This is a genomic window from Eubacterium barkeri, assembly GCF_900107125.1.
Lineage (GTDB): Bacteria > Bacillota > Clostridia > Eubacteriales > Eubacteriaceae > Eubacterium_O > Eubacterium_O barkeri.
Window position 1 is genome coordinate 1 of the sequence record NZ_FNOU01000018.1, and the last position, 15,640, is coordinate 15,640.

Sequence of the window (15,640 nt, forward strand, 5' to 3'; positions counted from 1 at the left end):
TCCGCCGCCATAAAAACTGATGGGAGTTTGTGGATGTGGGGAGATAACGGCGATGGTGAGTTAGGCGATGCTACCACAACGGATCAACATGTTCCCACGAGGATTATAGATGACGTGGCGAGTGTCAGTTTGGGAGAATTTCATTCCGCCGCCATAAAAACCGATGGCAGTTTGTGGATGTGGGGATGGAACCGAGAAGGTCAGTTAGGTGATGGTACCAGAACGAACCGAGTTGTTCCCACAAAGATTATGGATAATGTGGAGAGCGTCAGCTTGAGTCTTTCACACTCCGCCACAATAAAAACCGATGGTAGTTTGTGGATGTGGGGATATAACAGTAATGGTGAGTTAGGTGATGGCACCACAACGGACCGACTTGTTCCCACAAAGATTATTGATAATGTGGCGAGTGTCAGCTTAGGTGGGGCTAGTTTTGCCGCCATAAAAAAAGATGGTAGTTTGTGGATGTGGGGACGTAACAAGTATGGTCAGTTGGGAGATGGCACCACAACGGAGCGACATATTCCCACAAAGATTATAGATGGCTCCGCTACCGATACTCAGTACCACTTAACATTTCAGGATGCATCAACAGGAACCGCTTTATCTAGTGTCGCCGCCACCTATGACGGCCAAACCGTGACCAGTGATGGAAACGGCTTGCTCACCCTTAAGGCTGGAGATATTCTTTATGCTCCCATTACCTTTACCAAATCAGGGTATCAAGATAAAACCATCACCGTAAAGGATTTGAAGGCCTATGAGAATAATACGATACAGTTAGAGCAAACACCATCAGAAACACCAGAAAGCGAACTTAATCTTAATCTCGGAACCACTACCGTAGATGGCCCAACCGTATCTCTAGGAGATTGGGGAGAACTCCCCATCTTCAGCATGGATATGGGGATGGATCTGGGAAATATTAAGTCAAAAAAGAAGGTAGACGCAGAGAAAAAAACCATCACCTATCAATTTGGGGTCGAGGGGTCTTCCGACGAATCCACCTATCAGAATATTAAAACTCTTTATAATCTGGCGGGTAAAAGCACGGATGCTGCATTCTATAATAAGTATCGGGAAATTCAAAGCAGCCTGAAAAGCCAGGATATTAAAATGGGTGTGGATTTAAAGGGATCCGTGATTGGCTATATGAAATACAGCTATGCCTCCGGTAAGATGGAGCTGGAAGAGAGTGGCATGCTGGTAGTCGCCGGGGCCAGTGTGGATTTTAAACAGGGTATTCCACAAACCGCCAACCTGTGCTACGTAAAATTAAAGATTACTGGCGAGTTTAACGGTCAAATACAGATGAAGGTAGTCGATAGCAATATCAATGATCCTCAGATGCTGGCAAACCTCAGCTTGGCATTAGGGATTAAGGTCGGGGTTGGTGCAGGCCTGGAGGGCATTGCCTATGCAGAAGGTGGCCTGGAAGGTAAATTTAAGGTAGGCGTTTCCCTTCATGAGCAAACTGAAGATAATCCAAATACCTTGGAAAGCGCCTTGAGCGCAACCATTTCTGCGGGCCTTTATGTTAAAGCTAGTTTATTGGGCTTCTGGGAGACGGATCAAAGCATGACCTTGGCCGAGTGGCAGCTCTATCCCCAAACCAATGCGCTTTCACTTATGAGTTTAAATGATTATGATAGTTACCACCTGCCTGACCGAGACTATCTCTACGGCCTCAGCACCATGGCCCTGGACGGTGATAACATCGCCTTTAGCCAAAGCAGCGTCTACCCCTATGGCAATCCCAAAATCGTCACCCTGGCCGATGGCCGGCTTATGGCCCTGTGGATTGGGGATAATGGCGAAAAGAGCAGTGCCAACCGCACCACCCTGATGTACACCATCCGGGATACGGCAGGGAAATGGAGTGAAGCTAAAGCTGTTGCGAATAGTGAGCGTGCAGAGCTAACACCCGTCGTCGCCGTTGATGGGAACACTGTTCATGTGCTGTGGCAAAATGGTGCAGAGGTTTTCCCGGACAATATCACCATGACGGAAATGCTCTCCAAAATGAACCTAGTTTACAGTCACTTTGATGACACCGGTTTTAGTGCACCCGTTACCGTCAGCACCGAGGGCAGTGGAAAGCTTCAACAGCTTGCAGCCATGGATGCCAGCAATGGCAAGGTCATGGTCAGCTGGATTGAGAACAGTACAAATGATTCCTATCTGGCAAATGGTACCAATAGCTTGATATCCCGTAGCTTAAGCGATGGAATTTGGAGCGATGCCAAGGTGTTAAATACAAACGTCGGTTATGTCACCAGTACTGTGGTGGATAGTGAAAACCAGCTGGTCTATTACAGTGTGGATGCCGATCCCACCACCGAGGGCAATGAATCCATTTGCACCATGGCTTTGGATGGCACCAGTACCGATCTAGGAGCAGGCACTACCTTAAAAGCCATCGATGGCACGGGTTATGCCATTAATAATGGCACCTTATGGACCTTAGCGGATGGGGCTTTGACCGATACCGGGGCATTCTGTACCACCAATTATGATATGGTGGGGCAGACACTGCTCTTTACCCAGAAGACCGGCTTTAAAAACGAAGTCTACACCACCACCAAAGATGGAAATGGCACATGGAGCACCGCCGTCCCCCTCACCGCATACAATAGCTTTCTGCGTTACTTCGATGCCACAGCCGATGCTAATGGAAATATCATCCTGGCCATGGATAAGGTTGGCGTAAATGATGCCTATGACGGCACGGCGGGAACCAGCCCCTACGGCAATACGGATTTCATTATCACCTCTGCCGAGGATCGCTATGATTTAGCAGTGGGTGAAACACTCTACTACGACACCACTGCTCTGGCAGCCGGTGCTACCATCAATGTCACCGCAGAAGTCACCAATACCAGTACCCAGGCCATTGAGAGCCTGAAGCTGACCTGGCTGGATGCCAACGACCAGGAAATGGGACCAGCTATAACAAAATCTCAAAGCATTGGAATCGGAGAAACCGCAGAAGTCACCACGACCTATACCCTACCCAACCCCCTAAGCCATCAAACCATGAAGCTAAGGGTAGAAGCAGCAACTATCACCGAAGATAGCCTGGACAACAACACCGCCACCATGGAATACGGCTTTAGTGATGTGGCTTTGGAATCCGGTAATCTGACGAAAAATACAGACGGCACCGGCACCATCACCGTCACCGTGAAAAACACCGGAATCGACAATGCCGAAGGGGTCACCGTTGACCTATACAAAGACGGGACCAGTGGTACAAAGCTCAGCCAGCAGGTCATTGGAAACATTGATGCTGGTCAAAGCAAAAACCTCACTTACGCTCTATCCAAAGAACAGATGACCTGCGCCGATGAATATGACGGTAAGCTCTTCTACCTGGATGCGAAAACCACCAGCGTCGAAAGCGACTACGCCAACAATACCAACGAACTCTTAGTGGACCCGGTGGTGGCGACAGAAATTGCACTGGACCAAGAAGCCGTTACCCTGACGGCAGGGGACACCGCACAGCTTCAAGCCACCCTCAAGCCAGCCGACGCCGTCAGCACCACCCATTGGGTGAGCGATGACACCACCGTGGCCACCGTCGACGACACCGGCAAGATCACCGCCGTGGCCCCCGGAACGGCCACCATTACCGCCATTGCCAGTGATGCCACTAAGCAGTGCGTGGTGACGGTCAAACCCATACCTGTCGCACGGCTCTACTCCCGGACCCTGACCCTGGAAGGCAACATCGGCATCAACTTCTACATGGAACTGGACAGCAGCATCGACCCGGCAACAATCTACTTAAAATACTGGAAAGACGGCCAAGAAAGCCAGGCTGAACGCATCCCCTACGATGCCACCTTCTACAAAGAAAAAGACGGCAAGAAATACTATGGCTTCACCGTCTTAGTGGTTGCGAAAGAAATGGCCGACACCATCAACGCTAAACCCGTGGTCATGGTAGATGGGAAAGAAACCCAGACCGGAGACACCTTTAACTACTCCGTTAAAACCTACGCCACGAACATGCTGGCCAGTACGACAGCCAGTGACGGACTGAAGGCCCTGCTCGTCCCCATGCTTAACTATGGGGCATCGGCCCAGCAGTACTTTACCTATAACACTACGGCATTCGCCAACGCCGACCTTAGCGATGCACAGAAGGCCATACCCGCAGTAACCTTAGGGGAGGAATACGCTGGGGCCATTACCAGCGGAACCGTCCAAAATCCCAAAGCCAGCATCTACAGCAACTCACTGATTTTGGAAAGTGCCACCGCCCTGCGCTACTACATTGACCTGAACGAAGGCGTTGACCCAAGCAACATCACCCTAGCCCTTCGGCGGAAAGGGACCCAGGATACTTATACGCAGCTGCCCCTGACCCCGTACAACGGCAACCGCTATTACGCAGAAATCACCAACATCCCGGCCAAGGCGCTTGGAAATATGATGGAAGCCCAGGTAATGGAAAACGGGGAGCCCATCAGTGAAATGAAAACCTACGGCCCCATGGCCTATGCCAAAAATAAGATTATCCAGAACACCAACGCCTCTTTAGTAACCCTGATGCAGGCCATGGTGGAGTATAACAGCAAGGCAAAAGCCTATTTTAATTACAACTAAAATAAAAAAACTGGGCAGATTATTGAAAATCTGCCCAGGATGGGATTAATCATTGTAATGGCCTTTGCACTGTTTAATGATGATGACATCTTCTTCAATCTCATAAACAAGCCGATCAAAACTGTTAATGCGACGGCTATACTCAGAATGGCGGTTGCCCTTTAACCGCTCGGGCTTGCCAATACCGGTTAAAGGGCCTTGGCGTTCAATATCTTTAATGAGTTGGTTGATACGTTTGAGCGTTTTTTTATCCTCATTTTGCCAGGTGAGATAATCTGCCCAGGCCATCTCAGAAAAAGTAAGCTTACTCATCTGCCATGGCCTCTAATTCATCCATGGTTTTGGTGACAATCTTCCCCTCTTTAATTTGCTGGGAAGACATCTCTAAGGCATGCATATTGGATGCGCTATAAAAAGGATCACCAGCGGTAACCTGAAAGGGGATTCCCCGTTTTTGAATCACCGCCTTTGCAAAGATATTAACAGCAGTGGACATGTTCATGCCCATATCATTGCAGATGGCATCGAAATTCTTTTTGACCTCTTGGTCTAAGCGAATGTTGATAGTTGTATTTGCCACTTAAAACACCTCCTTGTAAGGACATTGTATATTGATTACTACACAATGTCAAACAATACGATTGTGTTTAAGATTTAATAATTTAAGGAAATAAGATTACCCAGAACACCAACGCCTCTTTAGTAACCCTGATGCAGGCCATGGTGGAGTATAACAGCAAGGCAAAAGCCTATTTTAATTATAATTAAAGGAGATTAAGATGAAAAAGCAAGTCTATGAAAAACCGGAAATGAGCGTAGAGGTCTTTGAAACGGAAGATATCATTATGAACAGTAATGAAACGGAGCCAGATCCTACGAACCTGTCGCTAATGAAATGAAAAAGCAAACATCTTGGATTATTGCGACGACGCTTTTATTGTGCGTAGTAGACATAGTAATTGTGGCAAATATCGCCAGTCCCCAGGCGGTATCGGATGCAGTGGCGGGGATTACCTTGCCATGGGAGACACCAGCGCCCAAAAAGGATGCACTCCCCATGGATGAAACAGTGACGGATAAAGATGCTGACAGTGGGACATCGGGTAACGCAACCGAGAAAGTGGAGGGAGGAACGTCCGATGCCAATCCGCAGCCGGATCCATTCCCGAGCACTGCTCCGATGCCCAGTCCCACGCAACCCGAGAGCAATGCGCCACAACTACGAGAGAATGAACTGCCTGAGGATTTGGTGCGGTGAACAATAAGCGGAAGATGGTCATTTGTTTAGCGGATTTTGTTGTAGAAGTAAACCATCAGTACAGTGCACTTCAGAAGCAGTGTGAGGGCTACAAAACCGAAGATTATTCCGAGGTGGATCTTTCAGTTTGTATAGAGCCCGAGGATATTCATAAAGAGGCCGAATCCCTCGCTGCCTACCGCCAAATCGGCGAGGGACTCCCGGCCTATGATGCCTTGATCCTCCATGCCGCTGTGGTGGCGGTGGATGGATGGGGCTATGCTTTCTTAGCCCCCAGTGGGACAGGGAAGTCAACCCATGTCGCCCTGTGGCGAAAGTTTTTTGGTGAGAAGGCCATCATTGTCAATGGGGATAAGCCCATTGTGCGGCGGCGAAATGGGGTGTTCTACGCCTACGGCACACCTTGGTGCGGCAAGGAGGGGTGGCAGACCAATATGGGAGTGCCCTTGGCGGGATTATGCTTTTTACACCGTGGTACGACGAATCGGATCGCACCGGTGGAGGGGGGAAGCGTGGTGTCGGCGCTGCTAAACCAGGTATATCGTCCCCGGGATCGGGCGATGTTAAAGGATACACTGGATTTATTAGAGGATTTATTAAAAAAGGTGCCCTGTTATGCCCTGTGGTGTGACCGGACATTGGAAGCGGCCCAGGTCGCCTATGGAGGGATGGTGAAGGATGAAGATTAAACCGGATTTTATATTGACCCAGTTAGGGGGAGAGTCCATTGTCGTGGCGGCGGGTGAAGCCAGCACGACCTTTAATGGGATGATCCGCCTGAATCCCACAGCGGTTTGTATCTGGCGATGTCTGGAGGTGGGAAAAAGCCTGGAGGAAGTGGTGGACACGGTGGTAGACGACTTTGAGGTATCCAAAGAACAGGCACTTTTGGATGTCGAGGGGTTTATCGGAGAGCTTCAGGAAGTGACTATTCTGGAATGATGGGTAATCTTGAAGATATGATTCCTGTTATGAAGCAGGTGTTCGAAGGAGGCGGTGTGTTTCGGCTCTATCCCAGGGGCGGAAGCATGCTGCCTTTTTTGAGGCCTGGGCAGGATTCGGTAGTGTTAAGGGCAGTGCGGGGATACCCGCCCATGGGGGCCATTATTTTATATCGGCGGCGGCGTGGAGGGGCCTATGTCCTTCATCGTGTCGTCGATGGGGATGGCCAGGGGCTATGGTGCGTGGGGGATCATCAAATAGAGCCTGAGGGCCCCATCGGGATGAATCAGGTGATTGCTGTGGTGGAGACGGCGTATCGGGGGGCCAAGGATGTAGCCTGGGAAGATTGGGGCTACGGGCTCTACCGATGGGCTTGGAAGTTCGCTGGGGTTCGCCGTATTTTTCTTAAGGGTGAGGGTTTGAGACGATGGATAAAGCGGCATTAGGATGGATTGGGGATCAATGGCGGGGTCATAAGCGGTGGATGGTTTTGTTAATCGTTGGAAATGGGGTTATCGCGCTGACGGCTTTGGCCTTTGCTTTAGGATGCCGATGGGTGATTGACAGTGCGGTGGCGGGGAATCAAGGCCGCTTTTATGGGGCCGGGGGGTGCCTTTTGGGAATCATCACCCTATATTTATGCCTGCGTCTGGGCTGCAATATCCTGGATGAGGTCCTGCGGGCCAGGCTGGGGGTGGTGCTTCGCCAGAGACTGCTTCATTGCTTCTATTTAAAGACCTACCCTTCACTGTCGACATTTCATAGTGGGGAGCTGCTGAATCGCCTGTTTTCTGATGTGACGGTCGTGGTGGATGGCTCGGTGGGTATTCTGCCGACGCTGGTCAATTTAAGTCTTCGGATATTGGGGGCCATTGGGCTGCTTCTTTGGATGAAGCAGTGGGTCCTTCTAATTTTTTTATTCGGTGGAATGGGCGCAATCAGCGCATTAACCTTCCTCCGCCGACGGTTTAAAGCCCTTCATCAACACGCACAGCAAGCGGAGGGAGAGATGCGGTCTTTTTTCCAGGAAGCATTGGAAAACCGGTTAATGGTGAAGTGTTTTGGGGTCGAGGCGACAATGGAAGGGGAGGCTGCTGATGTCCAGCGGCTATTTTTAAAAAAGCACCTCAAACGGCGCGGGTTGTCAGTGGCTTCCAGTTCCGCCATGGATGTCCTGTTTAACTATAGCTATTGTTTCGCCTTACTGATTGGAGGGGCAGGAATGCTGTGGACCCCCGGGGGTATGAGTTACGGGACCTTGATGGCCATGCTCCAGCTCGTGGGGCAGATTCAAAACCCCTTTGCCGGTTTATCGGGATTACTGCCGCGCCAATTTGCCATGGTGGCTTCGGCTGAACGATTGATGGCATTATATGCATTACCGGATGAAGAAAAAAAGACCCATTTGGATAAGCCAGTGGATTTTGACACAATCGCATTGGAAAAGGTGTGCTTTGGCTACGATCCGGAGACACCGGTACTCAGGGCGATTGATTTAACCATCCGCATGGGTGAGCGGATTGCTTTACAGGGTGCTTCGGGCGGAGGCAAGACGACCTTGTTTTTACTCCTCATGGGAATTTACGCACCGGATAATGGGCGGATTTGGATAGAGTGTGGTGATCATTTCAGGACTGGAGGACCATGGACACGGCAATTGTTTGCGTGGGTTCCCCAGGGACACTTTTTAATGTCCGGGACCTTGAGGGAGAATCTTCGCCTGCTTAATGAAGAGGCGACGGATGATCAGCTGTGGGAATTTCTGGATATCGCTTGCGCCGGGGATTTCGTCCGGCAGCTTCCCCAGGGCCTGGATACCGGCGTTGGAGAACGGGGGGTGGGATTATCCGAAGGGCAAATCCAACGGATCGCCATTGCCCGGGCTGTGGCCAGTCCGGCCCCCATTCTTTTGCTGGATGAGTCAACCAGTGCCTTGGATGTGGATACGGAGGCGGCGGTGCTTCACAATTTAGAAGCGTTGCACCGGACCTGCATCATCGTGACCCATCGCCCCAGCGCATTAAGGATTTGCAATCGGTATTTTGTATTGAAGCAGGGAAGGCTGGTGGAAAATGGATTGGGAGAATGATTGCCTTGAGGATGGACGGGTGCTGATGGCGGTTTTGAAGGCGGCGGTGGATGAAGGACCCCTGCCACCATTTGTGGCTAAGGTGCAGTGGGAAAGGCTTTATGCCTTGGCCCATTTTCATCGGGTGGCGAATTTGGCATGGTTCGCCATGGAAAAAGCGGCCATCCCGCTGCCGGAGGCCCTGGCCAAGCGCTGGAAGGAGGAACGGGATCAAGCCATCGTGCGGGAAATCCGCTTTGATGTGGAACGTGAAAAATTGTATGGACGGTTTGATGCGCAGGGAATCGCTTATCTCCCGTTAAAAGGCATCGTTCTAAAAAAGCTCTATCCCCGGCCCGGGATGCGATGGATGTCGGACCATGATATTTTGTACCAGGGCACCCAGCAGGCGGCGGTGGTGGCGGTGATGTCGGCATTGGGCTATGAAACCATCAGCCTGGAGGGGAACCATGATGTTTTCCATAAAGCACCCATCTTTAATTTTGAGATGCATAAGGCCTTGTTCCCCGAATCCAGTCCCTTTGCCGCTTATTGGGCAGATCCTTGGGAAAGACTGGTCCATCCCCATGGAGGCGATGGCTATGCCATGACGGAGAGGGATTTTTATCTCTATTTTTTAATGCATTTTAAGAAGCATCTGGATGGGGGAGGAAGCGGCATCCGGGGATTGGTGGATTTATACCTGCTGCGTCAAAGACCGGTGGATTGGGATCAGATGGAGGCCGTCCTTGAGGCCTTAGGGCTTCGCCATTGGCATCAGGACCTGGTGTCCCTGCTGGATGATGTGATGGCTGGCCGGCCTTTAAACGCTCAATCTAAGGGCTTGTTTTCCTATATCCTAACCAGCGGAACCTATGGCACCGTGGAGAACCGGATTCGAAATACCTTGATCCAGGGGGATGCAGCGCAGCCCTTCAGCATCCCCCAAAAGTGTCTGTATGTTTTCCATCGGCTCTTTCCAGATTACGGTTTTATGTGCCTATGGTATCCACCCCTGAAAGAGCACCCTCTTTTGATGCCCCTGGCTTATGCCAGACGTTTGGCCCGGGGAATTTTAAAAATCAAAAGGTCTTTTTATGAATTCCTGGTGACGATGGGGCTATGACGCAGAATCCCCGTCCCCAGGGCGCCGGGGTGCCCGGAAGAGCTGCCAGGGCAGCCGGCCATGGAGGAAGAGGGCCCGGAGGAACCAGTACAGGGAAGCCATGAGGACGAAAAGGAACCGGGGGCAGAACCATACGGTGGTGTATTGGGGGCCGAAGGCGGCACCGCGCCCCATGGCCCGGGCCAGACGGCGGCAGTGGACGAAGACCCCCAGGGTGAACAGGAGGAATAAGAGGCACTGGATGATGAGGTTGGCGGGATGGAAGCCGGCCAGGGTGCCTGCTGTGGTCAGACTGCCCTGGGCCGCCAGCAGGATGGTGGAAATGAGCCACTGAAGGAGGGTGATGCTCAGACCGATGACGGGCAGTACCCGGATGAACCCGATCATGACACCGCTGCCGACACCCAGGCCGCCGCACCACTGCAAATGGGTGCGGCGACACCACAAGGCCAGGGTGTCCAGGGCCAGGCGGCATCCAGAGGCATGAAATCCGGGCCAGCCAAGGCTTCGAAGGCCGGTGCCAAGGCCTGATCCGGCAGATCGTAGAGAAGATAGTTCATGGCAAATCCTTTCAAGGGGTATCATAGGTAGGGCGTGGAATGGTTTAGTAAAATTTTGAATTTCATTCTAACATAATGGGTAGTAAAAGGCAATTTTCAGGCAGGCGGCGGCTTTAATTTCTGAAGGGATGGCGAAATGGCGGGAGAATGGATATAATGAAGGAAAAAAGGAGGACCCCATGACCTTACAGCAATTGAAATACGCCATTGCCGTGGCCGATAGTGGCTCCATGAACCAGGCGGCGGCCAGACTTTTTATCACCCAGCCCAGTCTGTCCGCCACCATTAAAGAATTAGAGGAAGAAATTGGCGTGTTGCTCTTTCTTCGCTCCAATCGGGGGATTACGGTGACCACCGAGGGGGAGGAATTTTTGGGCTATGCCCGTCAGGTGGTGGATCAATACAGCTTATTGACAGAGAAGTACACCCTGGGCCAGCGAAAGGAGAAATTCAGCGTCTCCATGCAGCATTATTCCTTTGCGGTGAAGGCCTTTGTGGAGCTGGTGAAGAAGGTGGGGATGGAGGCCTATGAATTTGCCATCCACGAAACCAAGACCTTTGAGGTGATCCAGAATGTGAAACATTTTCGAAGTGAGCTGGGGGTGCTCTACCTCAGCGACTTTAACGAAGCCGTCATGATGAAGATCCTCCGGGAAAACGGCCTGTCCTTTACACCGCTCTTTACCTGCGGGACCTATGTCTATCTTTGGCGGGAGCATCCCCTGGCTTCCCAGCCGGTCATTACCATGGCAGAGTTGGAGCCCTATCCTTGTCTGGTTTTTGAGCAGGGACAGCAGAATTCCTTTTATCTCTCAGAGGAAATGAAAAGCACCACGGACCACGCCCGGACCATCAAGGCCGACGATCGGGCCACCATGCTCAATCTCATGGTCGGGCTTAACGGCTACACCCTGTGCTCGGGCTTCGTCAGTGAGGAGCTCAATGGAGACACCTGTATTGCCGTCCCTTTGGCCGAAAGTGAGGAAATGCGCATAGGCATTATCAGCCATCGTGGGGCACCCATCAGCCGTTTAGGCAGGCTTTTTATCCAGGAGCTTCAAGAATATGCAGCCACCTGGCTATAGATAAAACCTATAACCAGTCATGGATTTCATGTATTAACACCCTTTGTGTCATTACAGGTATAATAGGACCTACAAAAATATGTTGAATGAAAGGGAAGCATCATGAAATCACTCAAAAAATGTATTGCACTCGGTTTGGTAGCTGGTTTAGTCGCTACTGTTTTGGCAGGCTGTGGCGGAGGCAGCACCAGTTCGGATGACAAAACCATCACGGTGGGGGCATCCCCCACACCCCATGCCGAAATATTGAAGGTGGCGGAGCCGGTCCTTAAAGAAGCGGGCTACACCCTGGTCATCAAGGAATTTACGGATTATGTGCAGCCTAACCAGGCCCTGTCCAATAAGGAGCTGGATGCCAACTACTTCCAGCATCAGCCCTATTTGACGGATTACAATGAAAAGAACGGCACCGACCTGGTGTCTGCCGGGGCCATCCACTACGAACCCCTGGGGATTTACGCCGGTAAAGCCAAGGCCATCGCGGATCTGGCAGATGGTGCCACCATCGCCGTCCCCAATGACACCACCAATGAAGCCCGGGCCTTACTCCTTCTGGAAGCCCAGGGACTCATTAAGATTAAGGAAGGGGCTGGACTGGCTGCTACGCCTAAGGATATTGTGGAAAATACTAAAAACCTGAAAATCCAGGAGCTGGAAGCCGCTCAGCTGGCCCGGTCCCTTGGGGATGTGGACCTGGCCGTCATCAATGGAAATTACGCTCTGGATGCCGATCTTAAGGTAACCGATGCCCTGGCCAAGGAAGAAAAGAATTCTGAAGCGGCCAAGACCTACGCCAACATCGTGGCCGTTCGTAAGGGTGAGGAAAACAGTGCCAAGACCAAGGCCCTTATCGAAGCCCTGAAAAGCGATGCGGTGAAGGATTATATCACCCAGAATTACAGTGGTGCGGTGGTGAGCATCGATTAGGACAAGTCTTTATAAAAACAACCGGATGAGCGATGCTCTCCGGTTGTTTTCTTTCAAAGTATTCTTTAATGCTCGCTGGTGATTGAAATGGTCTGTCCATCACTCACCACTGTCACCGCCCCCTGTAAATCCGTGCGGTAAAGGCGGTAGGTTTCACCCCGGGCCAGCATCCGTTTGCCGGGAAGGCCGTAGTCATTATCCGCACCAACGGAAATGAGAATCGTGTCTAAATTCGGACCACAGGCGGCCAGCCAAGGGTCCGTGGTGGAGGTATCAGAGCCATGGTGAGCGGCCTTGAGGACATCGCAGCTCAGGTCGGTACCGGTGGCCAGAATTTCCCGTTCCTCCAGGGCTTCCATATCCCCGGTGAAGAGGAAGGCCTTGTCCCCGTGGGTCATGCGGAGGACGATGGAAGAATTATTGATGTCACTGTATTGATCCTGGGCCGGCCCCAGGCAGGTGAATTGGGCATCTCCCAGGGTGAAAGCTTCGCCGACGGCGGGGCGCTTGGTGGGGATATTTTTGGCCTGGAGGGCCTTGAGCGTGTTGGTATACACCTTGGAGGTGGCAGCCTGGGGGCTGATGAGTACTTTCTTGATGGGGAAGGCTTCGATGACGGCCTGGGCACCGCCGATATGGTCGGCGTGGGCGTGGGTGAGGACTAAATAATCCAGCTGGGTGACCCCCAGGGCCCTAAGATCCGTAACGAGCTGGGCCTTGGTGGGGGTATCCCCAGTATCAATGAGCATGGTGCTGCCGTCACCGGCTTGGATGCAGATGGCATCGCCCTGGCCTACATCCAGCATCGTTACCCGGACCTCACCGGTGGCTGGTGGGGCAGAAGCGGTTCTCGTATCTAAAAGAGAGCAGCCCCAAAGGGGAAGGCATAGGGTAATCAGAAGGCAGATCAGGAGTAAAAAGATTCTGGGGTGGCTTGTTCTACCGGCCATGGGTCACGCTTTCCAGTAAGGCCTGGGCCTCGGCCAAGGCCTGGGCGGTTTTTTCAGTGTCCACCGTAAAGGTCTGGCCATCGGTGGTCAGCACATCCCCCTCCGCAGCTTCTGGGGGAAGTTGGCCTCTCGGAATGAGGCGTTGTTTATCTCCGGTTTCAAAATCCAGGAGAATGGCGGTTTCGCCTTCAAAACGGTCTATGGTATAATTGGTCAAATGAATGGCCCCCTTTCGGATGATGTGTGACTATTATAACGGAAAGGGAAGGGTGGGGATAGCTTTTTTTAGAATGTGTGGAAACTGTGGACAATTTCTGTGGATAATGTGGATAAAATTTAAAAAAATGAGAAAAATCCGGAGGGATTCTGTTGTTTTATCTGTGTATAAGTCGAGAATTTCTTGTTTTCTGTGGATAAAGTCATTGTGTATCGGAGTACAAATTGTTGATAATATCCGAGGTGATAAAGGAGGTTGACGGAATGAAAAATACAAAAAAGTTGGCGCTGAAGGCTGCTTTTCCCCATACCCTGCCAATTCTGGCCGGTTTTTTATTTCTGGGGATGGCCTATGGAATCTATGCCCACTCCCTGGGGTTCTCCTTTGTCTATCCCATGGTGATGGCCCTGACCATTTTTGCAGGGTCTATGGAATTTGTGGCCATGGACTTGCTCCTGGGGGCCTTTAATCCATTGGGGGCTTTTTTATTGGCTCTGATGGTGAATGCAAGACATTTGTTTTATGGCATTGCCATGCTGGGTAAATATGGGAATACGGGAAAGAAGAAGGGATATCTGATCTTTGGGATGTGCGACGAATCCTTCTCCATTAATTGTACGGCGGCCATTCCCCAGGGGGTGGATGCCGGGTGGTTTATGTTTTTTGTTACGCTTCTCAATCAAATCTATTGGGTGCTGGGGGCCACTCTGGGGGGCCTGATTGGGAACATTATCCCCTTTGATACCCAGGGCCTGGATTTTGTGATGACGGCCTTATTTATTGTGCTTTTCCTGGAGCAGTGGTTTAAGGACAAGAATCACACCAGTGCCGTCATTGGCATTGTGGTGTCGGTGGTTACCCTCATTTTGTTAGGGGGGAGTACCTTTATCATCCCAGCCATGGTTTTCATTCTGGCATTGCTCATCTTACTTCGGAGTCGGCTGGATCAGGAGGTGGAGAAATGACGGTTACAGAGCAGATTATTACCGTGGCCATGGTGGTTCTGGGCACTTTACTCACCCGGTTTCTGCCCTTTATTCTTTTTCCAGCAGGGAAGAAAACCCCGAAGATCATTGAGTATTTGGGGAGGGTGCTTCCCGGGGCGGCCCTGGGGCTGCTGGTGGTTTATAGCTACAAGGGGGTTGCCTTTATGGATCTTTCCCAGGGATTGCCGGTGATCATCGCTTCTGGGGTGGTGGTGGGCCTGCATTTGTGGAAGCGTCAGATGCTTTTATCCATTGCGGCGGGCACCCTGGTGTATATGGTGCTGGTCCAGATGGTTTTTTAAAGGGCCCATTTAGGTCATTATGGTAAGATAAAAAGAAATTCCCGGAGGATTGCCGGACAAACAGGAGGATGAAGGAGATCGTATGCTGAAAACAATTGGACCAGAGGATTTTGATGCGGTATATGCCATTATGGAGGAGGCCTTTCCGGTCTCAGAGCGGCGGCCTTACCACGGCCAGCGTCAGCTTCTGGAGGAGGAGGACTATACCCTCTATGGCTATGAGAAGGGTGGGGAGCTGGCGGCCTTTATGGCCTTGTGGGAGCTGGAGCCCTTCATCTTTACCGAGCATTTTGCCGTTTCCCCGGCTTTCCGTAATCAGGGCATGGGGGAAACCATCCTGGGGGAAACCTTCAAGGTTCTTCACAAGCCCTTAATTTTAGAGGTGGAGGAGCCAGAGGTATCTGAAATGGCCAGACGCCGTGTCGGATTTTATGAGCGCAACGGCTTCCACCTCACCGAGGTGGCCTATGACCAGCCGGTTTTAACCCCCGGTGGAGAGATTGTTCCCCTCCGGGTAATGAGCTGGCCGGAACCCCTGTCCCCAGGGGATTTCCAGGCAGCCCGGGAGGAATTTTTCCAGAAGGTCTACGGACAGAAAAAATAAG

At 51.4% G+C, this 15,640-nt stretch carries 18 protein-coding genes; 12 read left to right on the forward strand and 6 right to left on the reverse strand.

Going from position 1 to position 15,640, the window contains the following annotated elements:
* Positions 1-9 precede the first annotated feature (9 nt).
* The gene (locus BLU30_RS10365; protein WP_479691033.1) at positions 10-4,614 is read left to right on the forward strand and encodes an RCC1 domain-containing protein; all 4,605 of its coding nucleotides are present in this window, start codon (positions 10-12) and stop codon (positions 4,612-4,614) included.
* Positions 4,615-4,659: 45 nt separating this feature from the next.
* Here the strand turns inward: BLU30_RS10365 and BLU30_RS10370 are convergent, their stop codons facing one another.
* Both BLU30_RS10370 and BLU30_RS10375 read right to left on the reverse strand, forming a co-directional pair.
* Complete coding sequence (locus tag BLU30_RS10370) at positions 4,660-4,926, reverse strand: Txe/YoeB family addiction module toxin (protein ID WP_090246151.1); 267 nt, start codon at positions 4,924-4,926, stop codon at positions 4,660-4,662.
* Complete coding sequence (locus tag BLU30_RS10375; RefSeq protein WP_090246152.1) at positions 4,919-5,194, reverse strand: type II toxin-antitoxin system RelB/DinJ family antitoxin; 276 nt, start codon at positions 5,192-5,194, stop codon at positions 4,919-4,921. Before BLU30_RS10375 ends, BLU30_RS10370 begins: the two co-directional genes overlap by 8 nt.
* Before the next feature lie 381 nt (positions 5,195-5,575).
* Here BLU30_RS10375 and BLU30_RS10380 point away from each other — a divergent pair, with 381 nt between their 5' ends.
* The 6 genes from BLU30_RS10380 to BLU30_RS10405 are packed head-to-tail and all read left to right on the forward strand — an operon-like array spanning position 5,576 to position 10,008.
* Entirely contained in the window at positions 5,576-5,872 is a 297-nt protein-coding gene (locus BLU30_RS10380) for a hypothetical protein (RefSeq protein WP_143024232.1), read from the forward strand.
* Entirely contained in the window at positions 5,869-6,561 is a 693-nt protein-coding gene (locus tag BLU30_RS10385; protein WP_090246157.1) for a hypothetical protein, read from the forward strand. The genes BLU30_RS10380 and BLU30_RS10385 overlap by 4 nt, the downstream gene beginning before the upstream one ends.
* A complete protein-coding gene (locus BLU30_RS10390; protein WP_090246159.1) occupies positions 6,551-6,814 on the forward strand; it encodes a PqqD family protein in 264 nt (87 codons plus the stop codon). Before BLU30_RS10385 ends, BLU30_RS10390 begins: the two co-directional genes overlap by 11 nt.
* Entirely contained in the window at positions 6,811-7,260 is a 450-nt protein-coding gene (locus BLU30_RS10395) for a S24/S26 family peptidase (RefSeq protein ID WP_090246161.1), read from the forward strand. The genes BLU30_RS10390 and BLU30_RS10395 overlap by 4 nt, the downstream gene beginning before the upstream one ends.
* A complete protein-coding gene (locus BLU30_RS10400) occupies positions 7,242-8,903 on the forward strand; it encodes an ABC transporter ATP-binding protein (protein WP_090246163.1) in 1,662 nt (553 codons plus the stop codon). Before BLU30_RS10395 ends, BLU30_RS10400 begins: the two co-directional genes overlap by 19 nt.
* Complete coding sequence (locus BLU30_RS10405) at positions 8,887-10,008, forward strand: nucleotidyltransferase domain-containing protein (protein WP_090246164.1); 1,122 nt, start codon at positions 8,887-8,889, stop codon at positions 10,006-10,008. The genes BLU30_RS10400 and BLU30_RS10405 overlap by 17 nt, the downstream gene beginning before the upstream one ends.
* On the opposite strand, the gene BLU30_RS14105 is transcribed toward BLU30_RS10405, so the two are convergent.
* Together BLU30_RS14105 and BLU30_RS14270 are read right to left on the reverse strand one after the other, a co-directional pair.
* Entirely contained in the window at positions 10,003-10,395 is a 393-nt protein-coding gene (locus BLU30_RS14105) for a hypothetical protein (RefSeq protein WP_143024233.1), read from the reverse strand. The two genes, BLU30_RS10405 and BLU30_RS14105, sit on opposite strands and share 6 nt — an antisense overlap.
* Complete coding sequence (locus tag BLU30_RS14270) at positions 10,392-10,568, reverse strand: hypothetical protein (RefSeq protein ID WP_176770908.1); 177 nt, start codon at positions 10,566-10,568, stop codon at positions 10,392-10,394. The genes BLU30_RS14105 and BLU30_RS14270 overlap by 4 nt, the downstream gene beginning before the upstream one ends.
* A 179-nt stretch (positions 10,569-10,747) precedes the next feature.
* Here BLU30_RS14270 and BLU30_RS10415 point away from each other — a divergent pair, with 179 nt between their 5' ends.
* Both BLU30_RS10415 and BLU30_RS10420 read left to right on the forward strand, forming a co-directional pair.
* Positions 10,748-11,653: a LysR family transcriptional regulator gene (locus tag BLU30_RS10415; protein ID WP_090246167.1), complete on the forward strand. Its 906-nt coding sequence runs from the start codon at positions 10,748-10,750 to the stop codon at positions 11,651-11,653.
* 102 nt (positions 11,654-11,755) lie between these two features.
* On the forward strand, positions 11,756-12,580 hold the full coding sequence (locus BLU30_RS10420; protein WP_090246169.1) for a MetQ/NlpA family ABC transporter substrate-binding protein: 825 nt from the start codon (positions 11,756-11,758) through the stop codon (positions 12,578-12,580).
* A gap of 65 nt (positions 12,581-12,645) precedes the next feature.
* Here BLU30_RS10420 and BLU30_RS10425 read toward each other — a convergent pair whose 3' ends face one another.
* Positions 12,646-13,530, reverse strand: coding sequence for a ComEC/Rec2 family competence protein (locus tag BLU30_RS10425; protein ID WP_090246172.1), 885 nt, complete (start codon positions 13,528-13,530; stop codon positions 12,646-12,648).
* Positions 13,520-13,747, reverse strand: a complete 228-nt coding sequence (locus BLU30_RS10430; RefSeq protein WP_143024234.1) for a DUF3006 domain-containing protein — start codon at positions 13,745-13,747, stop codon at positions 13,520-13,522. The genes BLU30_RS10425 and BLU30_RS10430 overlap by 11 nt, the downstream gene beginning before the upstream one ends.
* 263 nt (positions 13,748-14,010) lie before the next feature.
* Between BLU30_RS10430 and BLU30_RS10435 the strand changes: the two genes are divergently transcribed.
* The 3 genes from BLU30_RS10435 (at position 14,011) to BLU30_RS10445 (ending at position 15,639) form a co-directional block, all read left to right on the forward strand.
* Positions 14,011-14,712 (forward strand): AzlC family ABC transporter permease, encoded by a 702-nt coding sequence (locus tag BLU30_RS10435; protein ID WP_090246175.1) that lies wholly within the window; start codon positions 14,011-14,013, stop codon positions 14,710-14,712.
* On the forward strand, positions 14,709-15,035 hold the full coding sequence (locus BLU30_RS10440; RefSeq protein ID WP_090246177.1) for a branched-chain amino acid transporter permease: 327 nt from the start codon (positions 14,709-14,711) through the stop codon (positions 15,033-15,035). Before BLU30_RS10435 ends, BLU30_RS10440 begins: the two co-directional genes overlap by 4 nt.
* Positions 15,036-15,117: 82 nt before the next feature.
* The gene (locus tag BLU30_RS10445; protein ID WP_090246179.1) at positions 15,118-15,639 is read left to right on the forward strand and encodes a GNAT family N-acetyltransferase; all 522 of its coding nucleotides are present in this window, start codon (positions 15,118-15,120) and stop codon (positions 15,637-15,639) included.
* The last annotated feature ends 1 nt before the right edge of the window (position 15,640 follow it).